Annotated in this window: 14 protein-coding genes, 1 tRNA gene and 2 pseudogenes; 15 read left to right on the top strand and 2 right to left on the bottom strand. The window is 44.7% G+C overall.

Features of this window, described 5'->3' with window-relative positions; all coding sequences use genetic code 11:
• Positions 1-281 precede the first annotated feature (281 nt).
• The 8 genes from PN470_RS18530 (at position 282) to rdgB (ending at position 9,619) form a co-directional block, all read left to right on the top strand.
• Complete coding sequence (locus PN470_RS18530; RefSeq protein WP_103111997.1) at positions 282-776, top strand: tetratricopeptide repeat protein; 495 nt, start codon at positions 282-284, stop codon at positions 774-776.
• 143 nt (positions 777-919) lie between these two features.
• Positions 920-2,020, top strand: coding sequence for a S1C family serine protease (locus PN470_RS18525; protein ID WP_103111996.1), 1,101 nt, complete (start codon positions 920-922; stop codon positions 2,018-2,020).
• A 59-nt stretch (positions 2,021-2,079) separates the two neighbouring features.
• Positions 2,080-2,688, top strand: a complete 609-nt coding sequence (locus PN470_RS18520) for a COP23 domain-containing protein (protein WP_271936011.1) — start codon at positions 2,080-2,082, stop codon at positions 2,686-2,688.
• A 39-nt stretch (positions 2,689-2,727) separates the two neighbouring features.
• On the top strand, positions 2,728-6,543 hold the full coding sequence (locus PN470_RS18515) for a serine protease (protein ID WP_272104921.1): 3,816 nt from the start codon (positions 2,728-2,730) through the stop codon (positions 6,541-6,543).
• Between the two features lie 247 nt (positions 6,544-6,790).
• Positions 6,791-7,063 carry a hypothetical protein gene (locus PN470_RS18510; RefSeq protein ID WP_016514504.1) on the top strand — a complete coding sequence of 91 codons (273 nt, stop codon included), beginning with the start codon at positions 6,791-6,793 and terminating at the stop codon, positions 7,061-7,063.
• Positions 7,050-7,493: a type II toxin-antitoxin system VapC family toxin gene (locus tag PN470_RS18505; protein ID WP_002761104.1), complete on the top strand. Its 444-nt coding sequence runs from the start codon at positions 7,050-7,052 to the stop codon at positions 7,491-7,493. The genes PN470_RS18510 and PN470_RS18505 overlap by 14 nt, the downstream gene beginning before the upstream one ends.
• Positions 7,494-7,745: 252 nt before the next feature.
• Complete coding sequence (locus PN470_RS18500; protein WP_272104920.1) at positions 7,746-8,651, top strand: class II fructose-bisphosphate aldolase; 906 nt, start codon at positions 7,746-7,748, stop codon at positions 8,649-8,651.
• 374 nt (positions 8,652-9,025) lie between these two features.
• On the top strand, positions 9,026-9,619 hold the full coding sequence (rdgB, locus tag PN470_RS18495) for an RdgB/HAM1 family non-canonical purine NTP pyrophosphatase (RefSeq protein ID WP_052275329.1): 594 nt from the start codon (positions 9,026-9,028) through the stop codon (positions 9,617-9,619).
• On the opposite strand, the gene lipA is transcribed toward rdgB, so the two are convergent.
• Entirely contained in the window at positions 9,582-10,487 is a 906-nt protein-coding gene (gene lipA, locus PN470_RS18490; protein WP_442930036.1) for a lipoyl synthase, read from the bottom strand. The two genes, rdgB and lipA, sit on opposite strands and share 38 nt — an antisense overlap.
• A gap of 71 nt (positions 10,488-10,558) precedes the next feature.
• On the opposite strand from lipA, the gene PN470_RS18485 reads away from it, so the two are divergent.
• The 4 genes and pseudogenes from PN470_RS18485 to PN470_RS18470 form a co-directional block, all read left to right on the top strand.
• Positions 10,559-10,632, top strand: a tRNA-Pro gene (locus PN470_RS18485).
• Positions 10,633-10,843: 211 nt separating this feature from the next.
• Positions 10,844-13,840: a type ISP restriction/modification enzyme gene (locus PN470_RS18480; protein WP_272104918.1), complete on the top strand. Its 2,997-nt coding sequence runs from the start codon at positions 10,844-10,846 to the stop codon at positions 13,838-13,840.
• Between the two features lie 177 nt (positions 13,841-14,017).
• Positions 14,018-14,348: pseudogene (locus PN470_RS18475) on the top strand (nucleotidyltransferase family protein).
• Positions 14,333-14,521 (top strand): annotated as a pseudogene (locus tag PN470_RS18470) (HepT-like ribonuclease domain-containing protein); the annotation flags it as partial. The pseudogenes PN470_RS18475 and PN470_RS18470, both read left to right, overlap by 16 nt.
• Positions 14,522-14,568: 47 nt before the next feature.
• On the opposite strand, the gene PN470_RS18465 reads toward PN470_RS18470, so the two are convergent.
• On the bottom strand, positions 14,569-15,039 hold the full coding sequence (locus PN470_RS18465) for a DUF4079 domain-containing protein (RefSeq protein WP_002735750.1): 471 nt from the start codon (positions 15,037-15,039) through the stop codon (positions 14,569-14,571).
• 287 nt (positions 15,040-15,326) lie between these two features.
• On the opposite strand from PN470_RS18465, the gene der reads away from it, so the two are divergent.
• The 3 genes from der to PN470_RS18450 all read left to right on the top strand — a co-directional run.
• The gene (gene der / locus PN470_RS18460; RefSeq protein ID WP_002741006.1) at positions 15,327-16,685 is read left to right on the top strand and encodes a ribosome biogenesis GTPase Der; all 1,359 of its coding nucleotides are present in this window, start codon (positions 15,327-15,329) and stop codon (positions 16,683-16,685) included.
• Between the two features lie 3 nt (positions 16,686-16,688).
• Positions 16,689-17,564 (top strand): energy-coupling factor transporter transmembrane component T family protein, encoded by an 876-nt coding sequence (locus tag PN470_RS18455; protein WP_271935663.1) that lies wholly within the window; start codon positions 16,689-16,691, stop codon positions 17,562-17,564.
• A gap of 612 nt (positions 17,565-18,176) precedes the next feature.
• On the top strand, positions 18,177-18,891 hold a 715-nt coding region (locus PN470_RS18450), incomplete at its 3' end, for an Ig-like domain-containing protein (protein WP_272104917.1).

Here is an 18,891-nt window from a genome sequence, read left to right as displayed (position 1 = left end):
GATCAAGGGTTGCGCTTGCTTTGGTTTAACCTGAGCGACTTAGTTTTTGCTGCGCTTTTTTTCTGGCTTGAGATTTTAGGTTCGACAGCAACTCCTTGATTGTTTTTTGAGTTACCCCTTGACAATCAAGACAGTCGCTACGTTAGTTTCCTTACGTCTATTGTCTTTCCTATTCTGATCTGACAACGCCAAAAAAATTGATTGCCCTATCCCGCATATTCTCAAAAAAGCAACCGATGAATTAGGTAGAAGCTCAAATCACCCTCACCGAGGAACTACCCATGAAATCCTTCGCCCTTCTCACCACCGTCAGCCTAATCGGCCTCTCCACCCTCGCCACTGTTCGCCCCGTTATGGCCCTAGAAAGCCGACAACCAGCCGAAACCCTGATCACTCAAGCGAACTACAAAGAAGCGATCGCCTACTTTAACCGGGGAATTAACTACATCCAACAGGAAAAATATGATCTCGCCCTCGCTCAATTCACCAGAGTGATCGAACTCGATCCGAACTATACCGAAGCTTACCTCAGTCGGGGCATGATTTACACGATTCGCGAACAATGGCGGCCGGCGTTTCAAGACCTGAACACCGCGATCCGACTAAACCCCCGCGCTGCCTACGCTTACCATTTCCGCGGTATCGTCCATCTCGCATTTAACCAGAGACAAAATGCGATCGCCGATCTAACAACGGCCGCCGAATTATTTCGCCAGCAGGGAAACACAGAAATGTACAACAGCGCCATAGAAGCACTACGGCAGATAGGTGCGTAAGTTGCAAGGGAGAGCGATCGCTCTCCCCCTCTAAACTTTTGTGAAAAAAGCAACCTGAGGACTTAAAACTTAATCGCATAATTGGAAAAAAACCAACGATAACATCCTTGCAAGTATCCCTCGACTAAAGAGGAGCCAACCCGATGAAACCAATTACTTTCACCCTATCGGTGCTACTGGCCACCACTGGCCTACTCGTTCAACCCGGAGGCTTCCTGATGGAAAACATTCCACCCATCCTCGCGCAGGAGCAGACCGCTTCTAGAGTCTATCAGAAAGCCAGCCCCGCCGTCGTCACCGTCAAAAATGGCAGCGGCCACGGTAGCGGCTTTCTCGTCAGTCCCGACGGTATCATTATTACCAACGCCCACGTTGTTGCGGACGGACCCCGGGTGGTGACGGTGAAATTTTCCAACGGACAGCAGGCCTCGGCAGACGTGATCGGCTTCGCTAAAAATGGCGTGGATTTAGCCGTCCTGCGGATCTATAACCGCCAAAACCTGCCCTATCTTCCCCTTGCTCGTCCGAACTCCGCCAAAGTCGGCGAAAGCGTTTTCGCCATCGGCACACCTTTAAACGAGGACTATCAAAACACCCTCACCCAGGGCATTATCAGCCGTCTCGACCCCGAAAAAGGCATTGTGCAACACAACGCTAATATCAACAAAGGCAATTCCGGCGGGCCGCTTTTGAATTCACGGGGGGAAGTGGTCGGGGTTAACGTCGCAGGCGATATCGGGAGTTACGTTTACGACGGTGCGGGAAACCCGATCGGCCTTACCCAGAGCGGCATTAATTTCGCCGTTTCCCTCGATCGCCTGCAAGCTTTCCTCACCGCAGTTAAAACAGGCGATGTCTCCACCGTCTCAACATTAGGACAGGACGATCGGATACAGTTACTCGCCCTCCCTCTTAACGGTCAGACCGTTCAAGGCAACTTGACCAAAGACCAAAACCAACAATATTACGGGTTCGAGGGTCGTGCCGGACAGAAAATCGTTCTGGATATGAACAGCAACGAGATCGCTCCCTATCTTGTCCTCTATCGCGTTCTCCAATCTTCCGAGGGGACAAAATACCCAGAGGTCGCCCGTAGTGACCAGCGCGTCGATCGCGCCCCCGGGGATTTTAACGCTCGACTTGTAACCGAATTACCCGCCGATGGAGTTTATATCCTAGTGGCCACCTCTCGCGAAGGGGGTGAATCGGGTCGCTACACCCTCAACGCCGCCGCTAACCCTTAAATAATCCCATTTTGACCCTAATCACGATTCTAATCCCTATTTTCTGAGGAACTATCCCTATGAACTCTAGATATATTTCCCACCGTCTCGCTTGCGTCGGCCTCCTCGCCACTGTTCTCCTCGGTGGTATCGCCCCCGGTTTCAGCCAATCGACCACCCCGAATCGCGTCACCTTCTTCTGTAAAGAGGTGTTCGATCGCGCATCGGGAGGAAAAATCCCCGCCACCCTGGCTTGGATTCCCCAAAGAAGCGGCAATGTGCGGATTATCGGCTGGAAATCGGAATATTTCTCCAAACGTTCCCCGGTTCGTTGCGAGGAAGTCACGCAAAAATTCCAGGAAGCCTATAATCAAGGGCGTTTTAACTACCTTACCACCGGCCGGGCGAAGGGATACCCGATCATCTGCAGCGTTTCACGATCCGGCGATCCCTGCGATGGTAATAGCCAACTTTTTACCCTTAAACCCCACGATAATCCAGATTTAGTCTTGCAACAACTCATGGACATCCTAGAGGGAAAAAGCTCGGATATGCTCCTCCAGAATTCCGGAGATAAAACCTATATCTCGATGACGGAGTTTTTCGCCAAAGCACCACTCGCCGATCGCGACGCACCCTGTGGTACGAGATCTGCTGGCCCGCAAAATAATTGCGTTCCCACCCGCTAGAATTTTCGCTGTTTTACCCCGAATTTCCCCATAATAACCATGTTGAAACCCTTTCCCCTACTCCTAAGCCTCCTACTTCTGCCCGTCGTACCGGTTAAAGCGATATCCCCTTTCTCTGCTCCGGCGATCGTGGCGGAAGACAGCCCAAACGCGCAGATCGAGCGATCGATCCGTCAAGTCACTGTTAAGATTACTAGCGAGATAAATCGGGGATCGGGAATCATTATCGGGAAAAAAGGCAGTATATACCTCGTTTTGACCAACGCTCACGTTACCCGCGGCGCGACCACCCTACAGATCCAAACCCACGACGGCCAAACCCGCACAGCCTCGATCGCGCCGAATTCCCTTTTAAAAGATAAGGATCTGGCCCTCGTGGAGTTTAGCGATACCAGGGATTATCCGATCGCTAAAATTCGCGCCATTTCCCCGGATGCGGAACTAGATATCACCGTAACCGGTTATTCCGCAGAAACGGGGCAGTACACCACCGATAACGGGAAAATTGAACAAACAAGCGATCGACCCCTCCTGGAAGGCTACAGCGTCGGTTATAGTGGGGAGGTCGTGCAGGGAATGAGCGGCGGTGGTATCTTTTTCGAGGATGAGTTAATCGGCATTAACGGGCGATCGGCCTATCCGATTCTCTCTAACTACATCTACGAAGACGGTACAAAACCCACAGACGCAGAAATCCAACAGATGAGAGCGGTTAACTGGGGCATTTCCATCAATACCCTATTAACCTACATCCGTCCCGAAATCCTCACCGCGTACCAATTACCCTTACCGAAAAGCTCACCGGGCATCGAAAACCCCACCTATACTGGCTATATCGCCCAATTAGAAACAAAAGCGAAGGGTTTCACCGTCCGGATCGATAGTAGCAGTAAAGCCAATGGAAGTGGCGTAATTATCGCCCGCGAAGGAAAAACCTACACTGTCCTGACTGCGGATCATGTCCTCTGTGAGAAAATCTCCGAGGAGAAAACCTGTGCCGATTACACCTATACCCTCACCACCAGCGACGGCAAAACCCTTCCCCTCGACCGAAAAACCATTATTCGACAGGAAGGGGTCGATCTGGCCATTTTTACCTTCGAGAGTAACGAGAATTATCCGGTCGCAGAAATCGCCAACTATAGCCCCAATCGGGAGAGTCCCGTTTTTGTAGCGGGATTTCCCAAAATCGGCGATAAACGAGCGGGATGGCTCTTTAGCGGCGGTGCGGTGAAAAGTCAGGAGGAAGGACTTCTCGCCACGCGACAGAGTGATTTTACGATTACCCAAAGTGGGGCATCGATCAGGGTTAGTTCCCTGAGCGGCGGTTACGATATGGTCTATACCAGTATTACCTTCGGCGGTATGAGCGGCGGTCCAGTCTTAAACGCTGCAGGACAGGTGATCGGTATTCACGGGCGCTCCGAGGGGGTTAAGGGTAAAATTCAGCTAGGTTTTAGCTTAGGGATTCCCATTAATAGTTTTATCGGTTTACAGGAAAGATTTCGAGTTAAATTATCTTCTTTCGTTACCGCTCAACCCCAGTTAACAGCACAACAACAGCAGGAGATTGATCGCACTCTTGTCAGTGTAGAAGTACCGGAAACCAACGCCTCCGCAGACATCTGGATCGAGCGGGGAAATCAACTCTGGCGCTTGAAAAAAGACGAGCGGGCCCTGCAAGCCTTCGATCGGGCGATACAATTAAACAATCCCGAATATACCTATTTAGCTTGGTACGGTAAGGCAAGGGTTTACGGGCGCAAATACAAAGCTCGAGAAGCACTCGAAGCCCTCGATCAAGCCCTCGCTACTCTACCCGCTCGCGAGAAAGGTTCGGAATTTCATGGGGAAATTTTAAATTATCAGGGTGTATTTTATGAGCAGATGAATCAATCCGAAAAAGCGATCGATAGTTTTGAACAAGCGATCAAAATCTCTCCCCAGAATCCCAACTATTACAATAGTCTATCGTCGGCACTACAAAACGTAAAACGGTACGATCGAGCCTTAGCAGCGATTAACCGCGCCATAGAAATCGCTCCTCGTTCCAGTTGGTATAGCAATCGCGGGAATATATACAGAGGTCTAAAAAAATGGGATCTCGCTTTAGCTGATTATAATCAAGCTCTGGTGTTGAATCCGAATAACCCTAGGGCTTATATAGCTCGCGCCGATGTGTACGAAGAGCGGAAAGAATGGGATTTAGCCCTGGCTGATTATAACCGAGCCATCGAGATCGATGCTAATTTCGCGCCAGCCTACCGAGACCGGGGACGTTTTTACATGGCTCGAAAACAATGGGATTTAGCCCTAGCGGATTTTAACAAAGCAATTACCATCGATCCTAACAATCCTAACTCTTATGAAATGAGAGGTATTTTTTATAATTTTCAAAGTGAAGAGGAGTTAGCGATCGCCGATCTCACAAAAGCGATCGAAATCAATCCCTATTCCGTTGTCGCCTATTTAATGCGCGGTTTCGCTTACGACAACTGGCAAAAATGGGATTTAGCCCTAGCGGATTTTAATAAAGCGCTCGAACTCGATCCGAATTCCGGCTTCGGTTATGAGAGTCGCGGGCAATTCTATACGGAGCGGCAAGAATGGGACCTAGCCCTAGCGGATTTTAATAAAGCGCTCGAACTCGATCCGAATTCCGGCGCGGGTTACGGGTTGCGGGGAACTCTTTACAGTCACCAGAAAAAGTGGGATCTCGCTCTCGCCGATTTGAACAAGGCGATCGAACTCGGTTATTTTAGTAGTTATGGCAATCGAGGAAATGTTTATTTTCAACAACAAAAGTGGGAGCTCGCCCTCGCTGATTTTAACAAGGCGATCGAACTCTCGCCATACCCCGAATTCGCTTACGGAGCTAGAGCAATTCTATACTGGGATCGAAAAGAATGGGATCTGGCCCTCACCGATTTAAGCCAAGCGATCCGAATTAATCCTTATTTCGAGTTAGCCTATCGCTATCGGGGAGATATTTATCGCGATCAAAATCAATTCGATCTCGCCCTCGCCGATTATAACAAGGCGATCAAGCTTAATAGTAACGATGCAGAACTGTATTACAACCGTGGGGAAATTTACCGACAACAGCAAAAATCGGATATCGCCTTAGCTGATTACAGTCGGGCGATCGAACTCGATCCGAAATACTGGTCGGCTTATTTACAACGTTATATTATTTATGAGCAACAAAAGAAATGGGATTTAGCGATTGCAGATATCACGAAAGTTATCGAGATCAAGCAATTTCCCGGTGCCTACTTCGTCCGCGGATCCAAGTACCTAGAATGGCAAGAATGGGATTTAGCTCTAGCGGATTTTAATAAGGCGATCGAGCTTAAGCCGGACAATGCTTCATTTTACTCTACGCGAGGAATCCTTTACTATCAAACTCAAAAATGGGATTTAGCTCTAGCGGATTTTAATCGGGCGATCGCTCTCGATCCCAATCGCAAGGACTCTTATAGTTTCCGGGGAGACATTTACAAAAGAGAGAAACGCTATAGCGAGGCATTACAAGACTATCAAAAACTTCTTGAACTGGACGAAAAAAATCTAATTGCGATTACCAATATTGGCTTAATTCATTACGAACAAGGCGATCTAAACTTGGCTAGTAGCCAATTTCAAAAAAGTCTCGAAATTAACCCCCAATCTGCCGAAAATCAACTGGCTCTCGCTGTTACCCTCTACCGTCAAGGCAATACGGAGAAAGCGATCAAACTTGCTAAAAGTGCGCTTAAAATCGACCCTGAATTTTCTCAGGTTGAAACCCTGCAAAAAAATCTCTGGGGTGATAAAATCATCGCCGATGCTCGAAAACTGTTCTCGCAACTGTAGTAGTTCGTAGTAGTTCGTAGGTTGGGTTGAGCGAATAAATATGTTAAAGAAAACCTCTCAATTCTCAAGGAAAGCGAAACCCAACACCCAACACCTAAATCTGTCTGAATCTTTTTGTTGGGTTTACTTGGTTCAACCCAACCGACGATAATTCTATTCCTGTTAATAAAGGAGCAGAAGTCAAAATTATTCGTTATGTGGCTTAAAAATTAGCAGCCCATTTAAAAATCTTAACGGAGGAAAATTAATGATTAACTTAGAACAAATCCAAGAAGATATTAACCAATTACCTGAAGAAGCACAAAACTTACTGATTGATTTTATTGAGTTATTAAAAAAACGCTATTCCTTGGCAAAAAAGCCAGAGATTGCATCAAAAATAAACCCTGAAGCTCAAAGTACCCTAGACATTTTAAAAGAATCTGGATTAATCGGTTGTATTAGTGCAGAATCCGACCTTTCTACTAATTATAAATCTGTTCTCAAAGAAGGATTAAAAGCTAAATATGATCATCGTTGATACTGGATTCTGGGTGGCTTTATTCAACAATAAAGATCAATATCATCTAATAGCACAGCAAACCTTAGCACAGTATTCTTCTCAACCACTAATTACAACTTGGTGTGTTTTAACAGAAAGTTGTCATCTTCTTTTACAACGTTCTCCAAATCTCTATACAGGAGTTGAAAAACAAATAAAATTAATGAACGTATTTGAGAGACATCCCCAAAAATTTCTATTATTTCACCTTGAAAATACTCATCTAGAAAGAATTCAAGACCTTATGAAACAATATCAAAGTCTGCCAATGGACTTAGCCGATGCCTCTCTAGTTATCTTAGCAGAAGAGTTAGGAAATGGACGTATCTTATCAATTGATAATCGAGATTTTAATACCTATCGCTGGAAAAATAAAAAACCCTTTATTAATCTTTTCCCAAATTTCTAGTTAATCAGTAGTTCGTAGGTTGGGTTGAGCGAATAAATATGTTAAAGAAAACCTCTAAATTCTCAGGAAAAGCGAAACCCAACAGCCAACATCTAAATCTGTCTGAATCTTTTTGTTGGGTTTCCTTGGGTCTATGGTTGGGTTTCCTTAGGTCAATCCAACCTACTTTAGTTTCCTTGGGTCAATCCAATCGACGATAATTGCTATGATTACTATAGTCCGTAGTCGTGGTCTTTGGTTATTTTCCATATTATGCTCGCTTCTACTCAGGAACTCCTCGAAACCGCTCGCAAAAATATCTATGCGATCGGAGCTTTTAATGTTTATAACCTAGAAGGGGTCAAAGCGGTGATTAGTGCCGCCGAGGATTGCCGTAGTCCCGCTATGTTGCAAATTCACCCCAGTGCTTTGCGTTATGGCAGTTCTACCCTCGTCGCTCTCTGTTTAGAGGCCGCTCGCTCGGCCAAGGTTCCTATCTCAGTCCATCTTGACCATAGCACTAAAGCCAGCAACATCTACGAGGCCCTAGAAGCGGGGATGACCTCAATTATGGCCGATGGCTCTCATCTTCCCCACCAAGATAATCTCGCTTTTACCAAAGAAATGACTCGTCTCGCTCACGAATACGGGGCCGTGGTGGAGGCAGAAATCGGCCGAATTAGCGGCACAGAGGACGGGTTAACTATTGCCGAAAAAGAGGCTAAAATGACAGATCCGGAGCAAGCAGTGCAATTTGTGCAGGCGACGGGAGTGGATTCTCTGGCCGTAACTATCGGTAATGTCCATGGCGAGTACAAAAGTCCGCCCCGTCTCGATTTCGATCGCCTGGCCCAGATTCGACAACTTCTTTCTATTCCCCTAGTTTTACACGGTGCTTCTGGTTTACCCCCAGAAATGATCGGGCGATCGATCCAGTTAGGAGTCTGCAAATTTAATGTTAATACGGAAGTGCGTCAAGCTTATATGCAGTCCCTAAAACGGGAAATTTGTGGGCCAGAGGATAAGGATTTATTAGAGATCGCAGGAGAGGCAATTTCCGCAATGAAATCGGTAATTATCGACAAATTAACCCTTTTTGGTGCTGTCAATAAGGCCCACCTCCACGAAACTCCCTACGCTCAAATGTTAGCGGGACTATCAGTTATCAGTAAACAGTAATCAGTTATCAGTAGATATCTGCAATTCACTGAAAAAATACGGGTTAATCAACCAGAAAGACTTTTAGTCTTGAGATAATATTAAGTAGGTAAGTACCTAAGCAAAATTAATTACACATTTTGATAAAGCTCTTGCCTTTTGCCTTTTGCCTTTTGCCTATCTTCACTAGGAAATTTATTTTGCATGACTACTTAGGTATTAAAAACTTTCCCCTTATTAAGGGGGGATCGGCACCCCCCTTATCAAGGGGGGCAGGGGGGATCGAACCTAAAATCCATTTTTAATTTAATTATAACCAGCTACTTAGCTGGAGGTCTAGCAAGCTGAAACCTCACATCTGGTAACTGATCACTGATCACTGAGATAAAATGCCAATGAAAAAATTAATTCTAGCCACGAGTAATCCGGGTAAATTGGCAGAGATAGGGGAATACTTAACTGATATCGACCTAGAATTGCAGTTAAAACCAGATGATTTAGAGATAGAGGAAACAGGGGCGACTTTTGCCGAAAATGCCTATTTAAAAGCTGCTCAAATTGCCCTAACATTGGGAGAATGGTCGATCGCCGATGATTCGGGATTGGAAGTAACCGGGTTAGGAAATGCCCCGGGGATTTACTCGGCCCGCTATGGTAAAAATGATCGAGAAAGAATCGATCGCTTGGTCAGAGAATTAGGAGATAATCAGGATCGTTCGGCCCGTTTTGTCTGTGTAATTGCGATCGCACGTCCCGATGGTGAGATTGCCTTGAGCGCCACAGGAATCTGCACGGGAGAAATTCTCACCAGTCCTAGGGGTAAAGGTGGTTTTGGTTACGATCCGATTTTTTATGTTCCCGAATACGCTTTAACCTTTGCGGAAATGTCTCCGGAATTAAAAAGAAAAATTAGCCACCGAGGACGAGCTTTTCAGCAATTGCTGCCCCATCTCAAGACTCTCGCGGGTACAAATTCATCAAGGCTCTGACTTGTTCAGCATGATAAGAGCTTCTTGTCAAGGGACTCGCAACAATTTGTAAAAATCCCAGAGATTCCCCATATTCGCGCCAAGCGTGGAACTGTTCAGGGGTGATAAATTCCTGCACACCGAGATGTTTTGGCGATGGTTGCAGATACTGCCCGATGGTGAGAATATCACAATCAACGGCCCGTAAATCGCCCATCACTTGCCGCACTTCCTCGTCGGTTTCCCCCAATCCCACCATAATGCCCGATTTTGTGTAGGTAGCGGGAACAATGGCGCGAGCGCGCTGCAATAATTCTAGAGAACGCTGGTAATCACCCTGGGGACGCACGCGACGATAGAGACGGGGGACAGTTTCGGTATTGTGGTTTAAAACTTCAGGTTTAGCAGCAAGAATTAAAGCTAAAGCCTGCCAATTGCCGCAAAGATCGGGAATCAGCACTTCGATGGTGGTTTTTGGAGAAATGCGGCGAATTTCCTCGATACAACGGACAAATTGACTAGCGCCTCCATCGGCCAAATCATCGCGATTGACAGAAGTGATCACTACATGATTAAGATCAAGACGTTGCACGGCTGCCGCTAGTCGCTGGGGTTCCGTGGAGTCTAAAGGTTGGGGTTTTTTCTCAAAATCTATATCACAGTAAGGACAGGCGCGAGTGCAAGCAGGACCCATAATTAAAAAGGTAGCCGTCCCCGCGTGGAAACATTCGCCGATATTGGGACAGGAAGCCTCCTCACAAACGGTATTTAAGCCTAAATCGCGTAAAACTTCCTTAACACTGCCGACTCGCTGCCATTGCGGTGCTTTTACCCGTAACCACTCTGGTTTGACCGTCACGCCTGAATTACTCCGATAATTTTTGCCTATATCTGTAATATCCTAGCAAGTCTCGACCCACTCAAGGCCGAATATGCTATGATAATTTAGCTAAAAACTTTCGGGATGTAGCGCAGCTTGGTAGCGCACTTCGTTCGGGACGAAGGGGCCGCAGGTTCGAATCCTGTCATCCCGATTAAAGACAATCAAGGGGAGAGGCAAAATCTACTCTCTTGGGTTTGCTGGGTAAAATGTATTCTAGGATATAGTCCTGCTGGCGAGGGAGTGGAAAGAACTACGAAGACAGGAAGGAACTGCCTTTTGCCTTTTGCCTTTTGCCTTTTGCCTCTCCTAACCAAGAAATTAATTTTGTACGACTAACTACTTAATTTACCTCCTCTAAGCCCATGTCTAGATTATTAATCAGCCAGTATCAGGCGGAAGTTGAGAAGATTGTCCAATATGGCGGCAGTCGCAAGGAAACTTCGATTAGAGTCGCTTTTCAGAATTTGTTAAATGACTATTGCAAGGCGCGGGATTTTTTGTTAATTCCGGAGTTGGATTATCGCACTAAATCGGGAAAAGTTGTCTATCCTGACGGGACGGTAAAGGATGCTTTACGGTTAGATTGGGGATATTGGGAAAGTAAGGATCAATACGATAATTTAGATGAAGAAATTGAGAAGAAGTTAGCGAAAGGCTACCCTAATGACAATATTTTATTTGAAGATTCCCAGACGGCGGTTTTAATTCAAGGAGGAGAGGAAAGACTGCGCGTCTCGATGCGCGATGATGAGGCTTTGGATGGGATTATTAATGCTTTTATTAATTATGTACGTCCGGAGGTTGAGGATTTTCGAGAGGCGATTGATAGTTTTAAGGAAGATTTACCAACAATTTTAGAAGCGTTGCGGGGTTTAATTGCGTTGCAATCGGAGACGAATCGGAATTTTGTGACAGCGCGGGACAAATTTTTAGAGATTTGTCGCAAGTCAATCAATCCAGAAATTAGTCTGGAAGATGTGCGAGAGATGATTATTCAGCACATCCTGACAGAGGATATTTTTATCAATATTTTTAATGAGTCTCAGTTTCACCGGGAAAATAATATCGCCAGGGAATTACAGGGAGTGATTGAAACTTTCTTTACTGGTAATACTAAGCGCAATACTTTAGGGACTATTGAACGTTATTATGCGGTAATTCGGCGGACAGCGGCGAATATTTATAACCACCACGAGAAGCAGAAGTTTCTCAAGGCGATTTATGAGAATTTTTATAAAGCATACAATCCGAAAGCGGCGGACCGGTTGGGAATTGTCTATACACCCAATGAAATTGTCCGTTTTATGATTGAAAGTGTCGATTATTTAGTCCACAAGCATTTTGGTAAGTTGTTGGCGGATCCAGGAGTAGAAATTTTAGATCCGGCGACGGGGACAGGAACTTTTGTGACGGAGTTGATTGAGTATTTACCGAAGGATAAGTTACGGTACAAGTATAAGCATGAGATGCACTGTAATGAGGTGGCAATTCTGCCTTATTATATTGCTAATTTGAATATTGAGTTCACCTATAAGCAGAAGATGGGTGAGTATGAAGAGTTTGAGCATATCTGTTTTGTGGATACCCTGGACCATGCTGCTTTTCATCTCAAGCAGATGGATTTGTTTGCCATGTCGGTGGAGAATACCCAACGGATTCACAATCAAAATGACCGCAATATTTCTGTAATTATTGGTAATCCTCCTTATAATGCCAAGCAGGAGAATTTTAATCAAGATAATGCAAATCGAAGTTATGAAGAGATTGACAAGCGCATTAAATATAGTTATGTCAAAGAAGGTAAGGCACAGAATCAAATTGTCGTCTATGATATGTACACTCGTTTTATTCGTTGGGCTTCGGATCGATTAAATAAAAATGGTATCATTGCTTTTGTATCTAACTCTTCTTTTATCGATGCGTTGGCTTATGATGGATTTAGAAAAGTAGTTGCCGACGAGTTTAATGAGATTTGGATTGTTGATGCGAAAGGAAATGCACGAAATAGCGGGGAAAGGAGACGAAGAGAGGGGGGTAATGTTTTCAGCGACAAGATTAAAGTAGGAATTGCTGTCTATTTTCTTGTCAGGAATCAGGAATCCGAAGGCTTTAAGATTTTTTATAATGCTATTCAAGATTATGCAAAAGCCGAAGAGAAACAAGAATATTTTCGGGAAAATACTCTTGATAAATTAAGTTTCCAGCATATCATCCCAGATAAAAAACATAATTGGCTCAATCAATCAGATAATGACTTTAATCAACTGCTACCCTTGATTGATAAGGATGTAAAAAGTGGCAAATCTGAGAAAGCTGTGTTTAAGTTGTTTTCAAGAGGTATTGGTACTTATAGAGATGAATGGGTTTATGACTTTTCAAGAGATAAACTAGAAGCAAAAATGATGTTTTTTGTAGATGTTTATCAGAGAACTTTTAAAGATGAAAATTATCAAGGAAGAAATCAGATTAAGTGGGATCGAGAATTAACTAAGTATCTTTCTCAAAGAATCTCAAAAGTATTTAACGATGCTAATATGTTGATGAGTTATTATCGTCCATACACAAAACAATGGCTCTATTTTGACAAGCATTTCAACGGAATGACTTATCAATGGTATGATATTTTAAATGCCGAGGATATTGAAAATAAATATATTGCTTTTCTCGCATTAGGAAATTCAAAGCCTTTTCATTGTCTATCTAGCAATTCAATAATTGATTTACATTTTACGGGTGACTCTCAATGTCTCCCCCTCTACTACTACGAGAAAGAAGGAAACCGTATCGATAATATCACCGATTGGGGATTGCAGCAATTCCAAAACCATTACAACGATAAAACCATCACCAAACTCCACATCTTCCACTACACTTATGCAGTCCTCCACTACCCGGAATATCGCAGTAAATACGAATTAAATCTTAAGCGAGAATTTCCCCGGCTTCCCTTTTATGATAACTTCTCTCAATGGGTAGAATGGGGAAGCAAACTAATGGAATTACATATCAACTATGAAACCGTCGCACCCTACCCACTAACCCGCATTGATACTAATAATAACCTCAAACCCAAAACTAAACTAAAAGCTGACCGAGAAAAAAATTCTATCAACCTCGATGATGTCACTTTCCTACAAGATATTCCCAAAATTGCCTGGGAATATAAACTCGGTAATCGTTCGGCCCTAGAATGGATATTAGATCAATATAAGGAAAAGAAACCCAAAGATCAAACCATCGCCGAAAGATTTAATAATTATCGCTTCGTCGATTATAAAGAAACAGTAATTGACTTACTACAAAGAGTCTGTACTGTCAGCGTCGAAACCATGAAAATAATAGAAGCGATGAGACATTAAAAAGATTGCTTCTGGGAAATTTTATTCTACATTCTGCCTCCAGTAAAAACTTTTTGCCGCAAACCCTAAGTAGCTGGTTATAATTAAATTAAAAATCGATTTTAGGTTCGATCCCCCCTTAATCCCCCCTTGATAAGGGGGGCATCTGACAACTTTTAACGCCTACCTACTTAGATCATGAAAATTGAGGAATTACTCAAAAACAAACGAGAAAAAATCATTGCTATTTATTGCTGCTAAACACGGCGCGAATAACGTGCGAATCTTTGGTTCTGTCGCACGGGGAGAAGCTGACGAAAAAAGCGATATTGATTTATTAATTGATTATTGTAGCGAACGTCGGAGTTCCTGGTTTCCTTTGCCCTTAATTCGAGAACTGGAAGCTTTGTTAGGCGGCAAAGTTGATATTGTTACCGAACAGGGACTTAAAGATAGAATCAGAGAGCGGGTACTTAAAGAAGCAATACCACTAGGAGAGATGATACCGAACGCTTGCGGGATATTTTAGAAGCAATTGAGCGTGTAGAAAAGTATGCTCCACAGGGAAAAACCCTGTTTGAACAACAAGAATTAATTCAAACTTGGATTGTCTATCATTGACAAATTATTGGTGAAGCAGCGAGAGCAACTTCTCAAGAATTTCCAGGAAGATACCCCGAAGTTACTTGGCGAGATGCCAGCGTTCGGTGAGATGCGTCATCAGACGCATCCTCTCTGTTCAGGTTTTCTCACATTTTGCTGAGAATACGCTGGACTATATCCATTCCAGTGAAGGCTTGCCAGCCAAAAAGACCTAAAATGACGGCATTAAGGGTAATATGGGTGATTCTAGCCAATTCGTTGCCTTTTTGCATTAAAGGTACTAAAGCGGCACTAATCGAGATTAAACCCACCATCCCTAAACCGGCCAGCAGATGGGGCCCGACAAATAATTTACCGTTATTAATATAAGTCACCGCCATAGCCCCGATCGTCCCCAACACCATTAAAGCCAGGATTAGGGAGCCAATTTGATAGTGTTTAGTGCGAAAATTTTTGGGCAATAATTCTTTTTTTAGGTCTTTATCTGCTGTCCGCGTCCGTCGCCATTGTAGCCCCGAATAGAGCGCATAGATAGTTAATCCTAATAAAACCCACATGAGAATGGGATGGCCAAATTGTGACCAAGTTTTTACGGCACTGGGAATCTCGAAGTTCATAGTTGTCTGTTCTCATCAAAGATCGCTTCTTAATAAAAATTAACATGAATCGCTCGCGCTTCCTTGTTTTCTGGGTCATTAGACCTGTCATACTAAATCCCGTTTAAAAGCTATAGGAGAGGGGGGTATGGGGAGAATAAATGGAAATAGTCTCCTGAATCCTGACGACCGACTCCTATCTCCATCACTACTACCTTTGTGTAAACCAACGTTCAAATCAACCAAGGTCGATCGCAAATCGCTATGATAGAATATTGGGTCTTTAATTTCCGTCCCCTCCTCCCTTTATGAAACTGCCTGTCGTCGCTATTATCGGTCGTCCCAATGTGGGCAAATCTACCCTCGTCAATCGTATCGCTGGAGATCAACAGGCGATCGTTTTTGATCAACCCGGGATTACCAGAGATCGCACCTATCAACCGGCTTTCTGGTGCGATCGAGATTTTCAAATTGTCGATACAGGAGGGCTAGTTTTTAACGATGACAGCGAATTTCTCCCTTTAATCCGCGAACAGGCTTTAATCGCCCTAGCAGAGGCAAGTGTGGCGATTTTTGTCGTCGATGGCCAGGCAGGAATTACCGCCGGCGATCGAGAAATTGCCGCTTGGTTACGACAGCAAAATGTCCCGATACTTTTGGCAGTTAATAAATGTGAATCGGTGGAACAGGGTATCCTGCAAGCGACGGAATTCTGGGAATTAGCCATCGGTGAACCCTTCCCCATCTCGGCCATTCACGGCTCTGGTACAGGTGAACTACTTGATGCTCTGATTAAATATTTGCCACCCGGGGCGGAAATTCCCGAAAATGAAGAGATTAAAGTGGCAATTATCGGTCGTCCTAACGTGGGTAAATCCAGTCTCCTCAATGCTTTAACTGGACAACAACGGGCGATCGTTAGTCCGATTTCGGGAACTACCAGAGACTCGATCGATACTTTAATTGAACGAGAAGGACAGGTGTATCGGTTAATTGACACCGCAGGCATTCGCCGTAAGAAGAATGTGGACTATGGAGCCGAATTTTTCAGTATTAACCGTGCTTTTAAGGCAATTCGCCGGTCTGACGTGGTGTTATTCGTCATCGATGTGCTAGATGGTGTCACCGAACAGGATTTAAAATTGGCGGGACGAATCATTGAAGAAGGGCGTGCGGTGGTGCTAGTGGTCAATAAATGGGATGCGGTGGAGAAAGACACCTACACCATCAATACTTACACCAAAATGCTCCAAGATCGGCTGTATTTCATGGATTGGGCAGAAATGATCTTTGTCAGTGCTATGACGGGGCAAAGAGTCACCAAAATCCTCGAATTAGTCGATATTGCCGCCGAATCTCACCGTCGTCGCGTCAGTACCTCGGTAATCAACGATGTGATCGAAGATGCGGTTAAATGGCACAATCCCCCCACCACCAGGGGCGGAAAACAGGGGAAACTATACTATGGAACGCAAGTATCGAGTCAACCCCCCACGATCGCCCTTTTCGTTAACGATCCCCAGCGCTTTAATGATAACTATCGCCGTTACATCGAAGGGCAATTCCGGCAACAGTTAGGCTTTAAAGGAACCCCGATCCGCTTAATCTGGCGCGGCAAACCGGCGCGGGAAGTGGAAAAAACGGTTAATAGAGCCACCAAGGTCTAATTTATGGATTTATTGCGAAGTTTGCCCATCGGTCTTTATCTCGATCAACCGATTACCCGACTACATCAACTAGATGCGCGGGTAAAATTTATCTGGTTAATGGCTTTTTTAGCAGCACCTTTATTGGCTAATCCTTGGTGGCGTTTAGCTTTGGTGGGATTGTTAATGTTTTTAACCCTGTTAGCTCCTATTCCCCCCCGCGTCTGGCGGCAACAGATGGGCTGGCTGATATTTTTAGCGATTATCGTCTTTCTGATTACTGCTATCACTCCCGATGGTTTAGCGGTGAGTATTCAGCCGCGTTTACCGGAGGAAGGGCTGAATTTACCGCCAGCAAGTGATTATCAGTATGTTTTATGGGATAGAGGTCGTTTATTTGTTACCCGACGTTCTTTGGAATTAGCAGTGAGAATTAGTACCCTAATTTTTACTTTAATTTATAGCACTAATCTCTTTTTATTGACGACGGCCCCGGAAGAAATTACCGAAGGTTTAGAGAATTTAATGAGTCCTTTACGGCGATTTAATGTGCCAGTGACGGAAATTTCTCTGACTCTGACCCTCTCTTTGCGCTTTATTCCCCTGGTTTTAGAAGAAGTGCAAAATCTAGCTAGGGCAGTGAGAACTAGGGCGATCGATTGGCAAAAATTAGGGATTAAAAGAAGTTTAAACGTCTGGTTAACAGTAGTGGAAAAATTACTAGATAATTTGCTTTTACGCGCCGAACAAATAGCGATCGCTATGGAGGTTCGCGGTTTTACCAGTCCCAATCAGCATCAAGTGCGCTGGCACCAATTACAGTTAAGATGGGCTGATTTTATTGCTTTATTTTTGTTAATTCCCTTTTGGGCAGCCCGATTAGTTTGGGGGGGTTTATAGCAGTTATCAGTTATCAGTTATCAGTTATCAGATTTGAGTTTTAAGTGTGCAGTAAGTAGTCATGCAAAATAAATTTCCTAGTGAAGACAGGCAAGAGGCAATAGGCAAGAGGCAAAAGCTTTATCGAAATGTGTAATTAATTTTGCTTAGGTACTTATTAAATAGAAGTTTCCTACTGTCTTTGCACTGATTACTGATTACTGTTTACTGTTCACAGCAAAAAACTCCCCACAGCCTACACCCAGCCTAGACTTTAACCTCGTTGTCACCCTTTCAGGGCGGAGATGCTGATGGTAGTGACGAGCCTGCGTTCTCAGAACCGCAATGTTTTGGAATTTATAACCGAGGAACCCTTCGCGCCTCTGGGAGGAGTAGTAATTCTCCCTCTCTGCTACCCCAGGAGAGTCCTTCCATAGAATCAATGCCACTGGCTGCTTGCCCCCCCTAAATGGTTACATACGCTACATAATCTGTTATCATTTAGATACGGCGGTTCCTCTATCCGTGTGGCACCGATAACTCTTTATTGGATAAGCGTTTCCACTTAGAAGATGTACCAGACTGAGCCTGAATCTGCCGTATGTATAGAATTGTTGATTGGGAATTTTTATTATGGCATTGCAGGAAGGCACTTACACCTGGGAATATGGCAACACTAACCAGGCTCTCTGGTTCACCGCCTCTTACAACACGGTCACAAATAAGTGGACTGTTGATATGAAGAAGGGGTCAATGGATCTCAACGCGTTGTGGTGGTCTAATGGCGATAGCAACGCGGATGGCAATATAGTTCTTTCCAAGGCTGACAACAGTCTCAATATGAATGGGACTGGTATCGTCTGGGATGGATACGACAAGATTTCCGATACGGGGTTAACGGGAACGGAGCATAATGGCAGCAGTCTTCTGACTGCGGGTAATACCTATACTTACAGCTACAGCAAGGATCAAGGGGTAGAGATTGAATCGTTATTGGCTCAGGGTGTTGTCACCCTTGGTGTCAGAGCCACAAGCGTCAACGGCACTGGTGGTATCAAGGCGGTAGATGGGCAATTTGTTTTCGTTCCCTACGACAATACCCCACCCACAGTGACGGTCGATATCGTTGATCCTTCCCTCAACGACGACGATAACAGTTCTCTGGTAACCTTTGAGTTTAGCGAAGATGTGAATGGCTTCACGGTCGGTGATGTGAACGTCAGCGGTGGAACCCTGAGCGACTTCACCCAAGTGGATGGCAACAGCTATACGGCCATCTTCACGGCCGACGATGCTGTGGAAACCACCGGCTCGGTGTCCGTGGCAGCCGATAGCTACACCGATATTG

It is taken from the genome of Microcystis sp. CS-574, assembly GCF_028329095.1.
Taxonomy (GTDB): Bacteria; Cyanobacteriota; Cyanobacteriia; order Cyanobacteriales; family Microcystaceae; genus Microcystis; species Microcystis ichthyoblabe_A.
Note: the sequence above shows the minus strand (reverse complement) of the source record. Positions and strands in the feature narration are given on the sequence as shown.

Coding starts and splice junctions, on each gene's coding strand:
- PN470_RS18530 (WP_103111997.1), top strand. CDS start 282: ATGAAATCCTTCGCCCTTCTCACCACCGTCAGCCTAATCGGCCTCTCC.
- PN470_RS18525 (WP_103111996.1), top strand. CDS start 920: ATGAAACCAATTACTTTCACCCTATCGGTGCTACTGGCCACCACTGGC.
- PN470_RS18520 (WP_271936011.1), top strand. CDS start 2,080: ATGAACTCTAGATATATTTCCCACCGTCTCGCTTGCGTCGGCCTCCTC.
- PN470_RS18515 (WP_272104921.1), top strand. CDS start 2,728: ATGTTGAAACCCTTTCCCCTACTCCTAAGCCTCCTACTTCTGCCCGTC.
- PN470_RS18510 (WP_016514504.1), top strand. CDS start 6,791: ATGATTAACTTAGAACAAATCCAAGAAGATATTAACCAATTACCTGAA.
- PN470_RS18505 (WP_002761104.1), top strand. CDS start 7,050: ATGATCATCGTTGATACTGGATTCTGGGTGGCTTTATTCAACAATAAA.
- PN470_RS18500 (WP_272104920.1), top strand. CDS start 7,746: ATGCTCGCTTCTACTCAGGAACTCCTCGAAACCGCTCGCAAAAATATC.
- rdgB (WP_052275329.1), top strand. CDS start 9,026: ATGAAAAAATTAATTCTAGCCACGAGTAATCCGGGTAAATTGGCAGAG.
- PN470_RS18480 (WP_272104918.1), top strand. CDS start 10,844: ATGTCTAGATTATTAATCAGCCAGTATCAGGCGGAAGTTGAGAAGATT.
- PN470_RS18465 (WP_002735750.1), bottom strand. CDS start 15,039: ATGAACTTCGAGATTCCCAGTGCCGTAAAAACTTGGTCACAATTTGGC.
- der (WP_002741006.1), top strand. CDS start 15,327: ATGAAACTGCCTGTCGTCGCTATTATCGGTCGTCCCAATGTGGGCAAA.
- PN470_RS18455 (WP_271935663.1), top strand. CDS start 16,689: ATGGATTTATTGCGAAGTTTGCCCATCGGTCTTTATCTCGATCAACCG.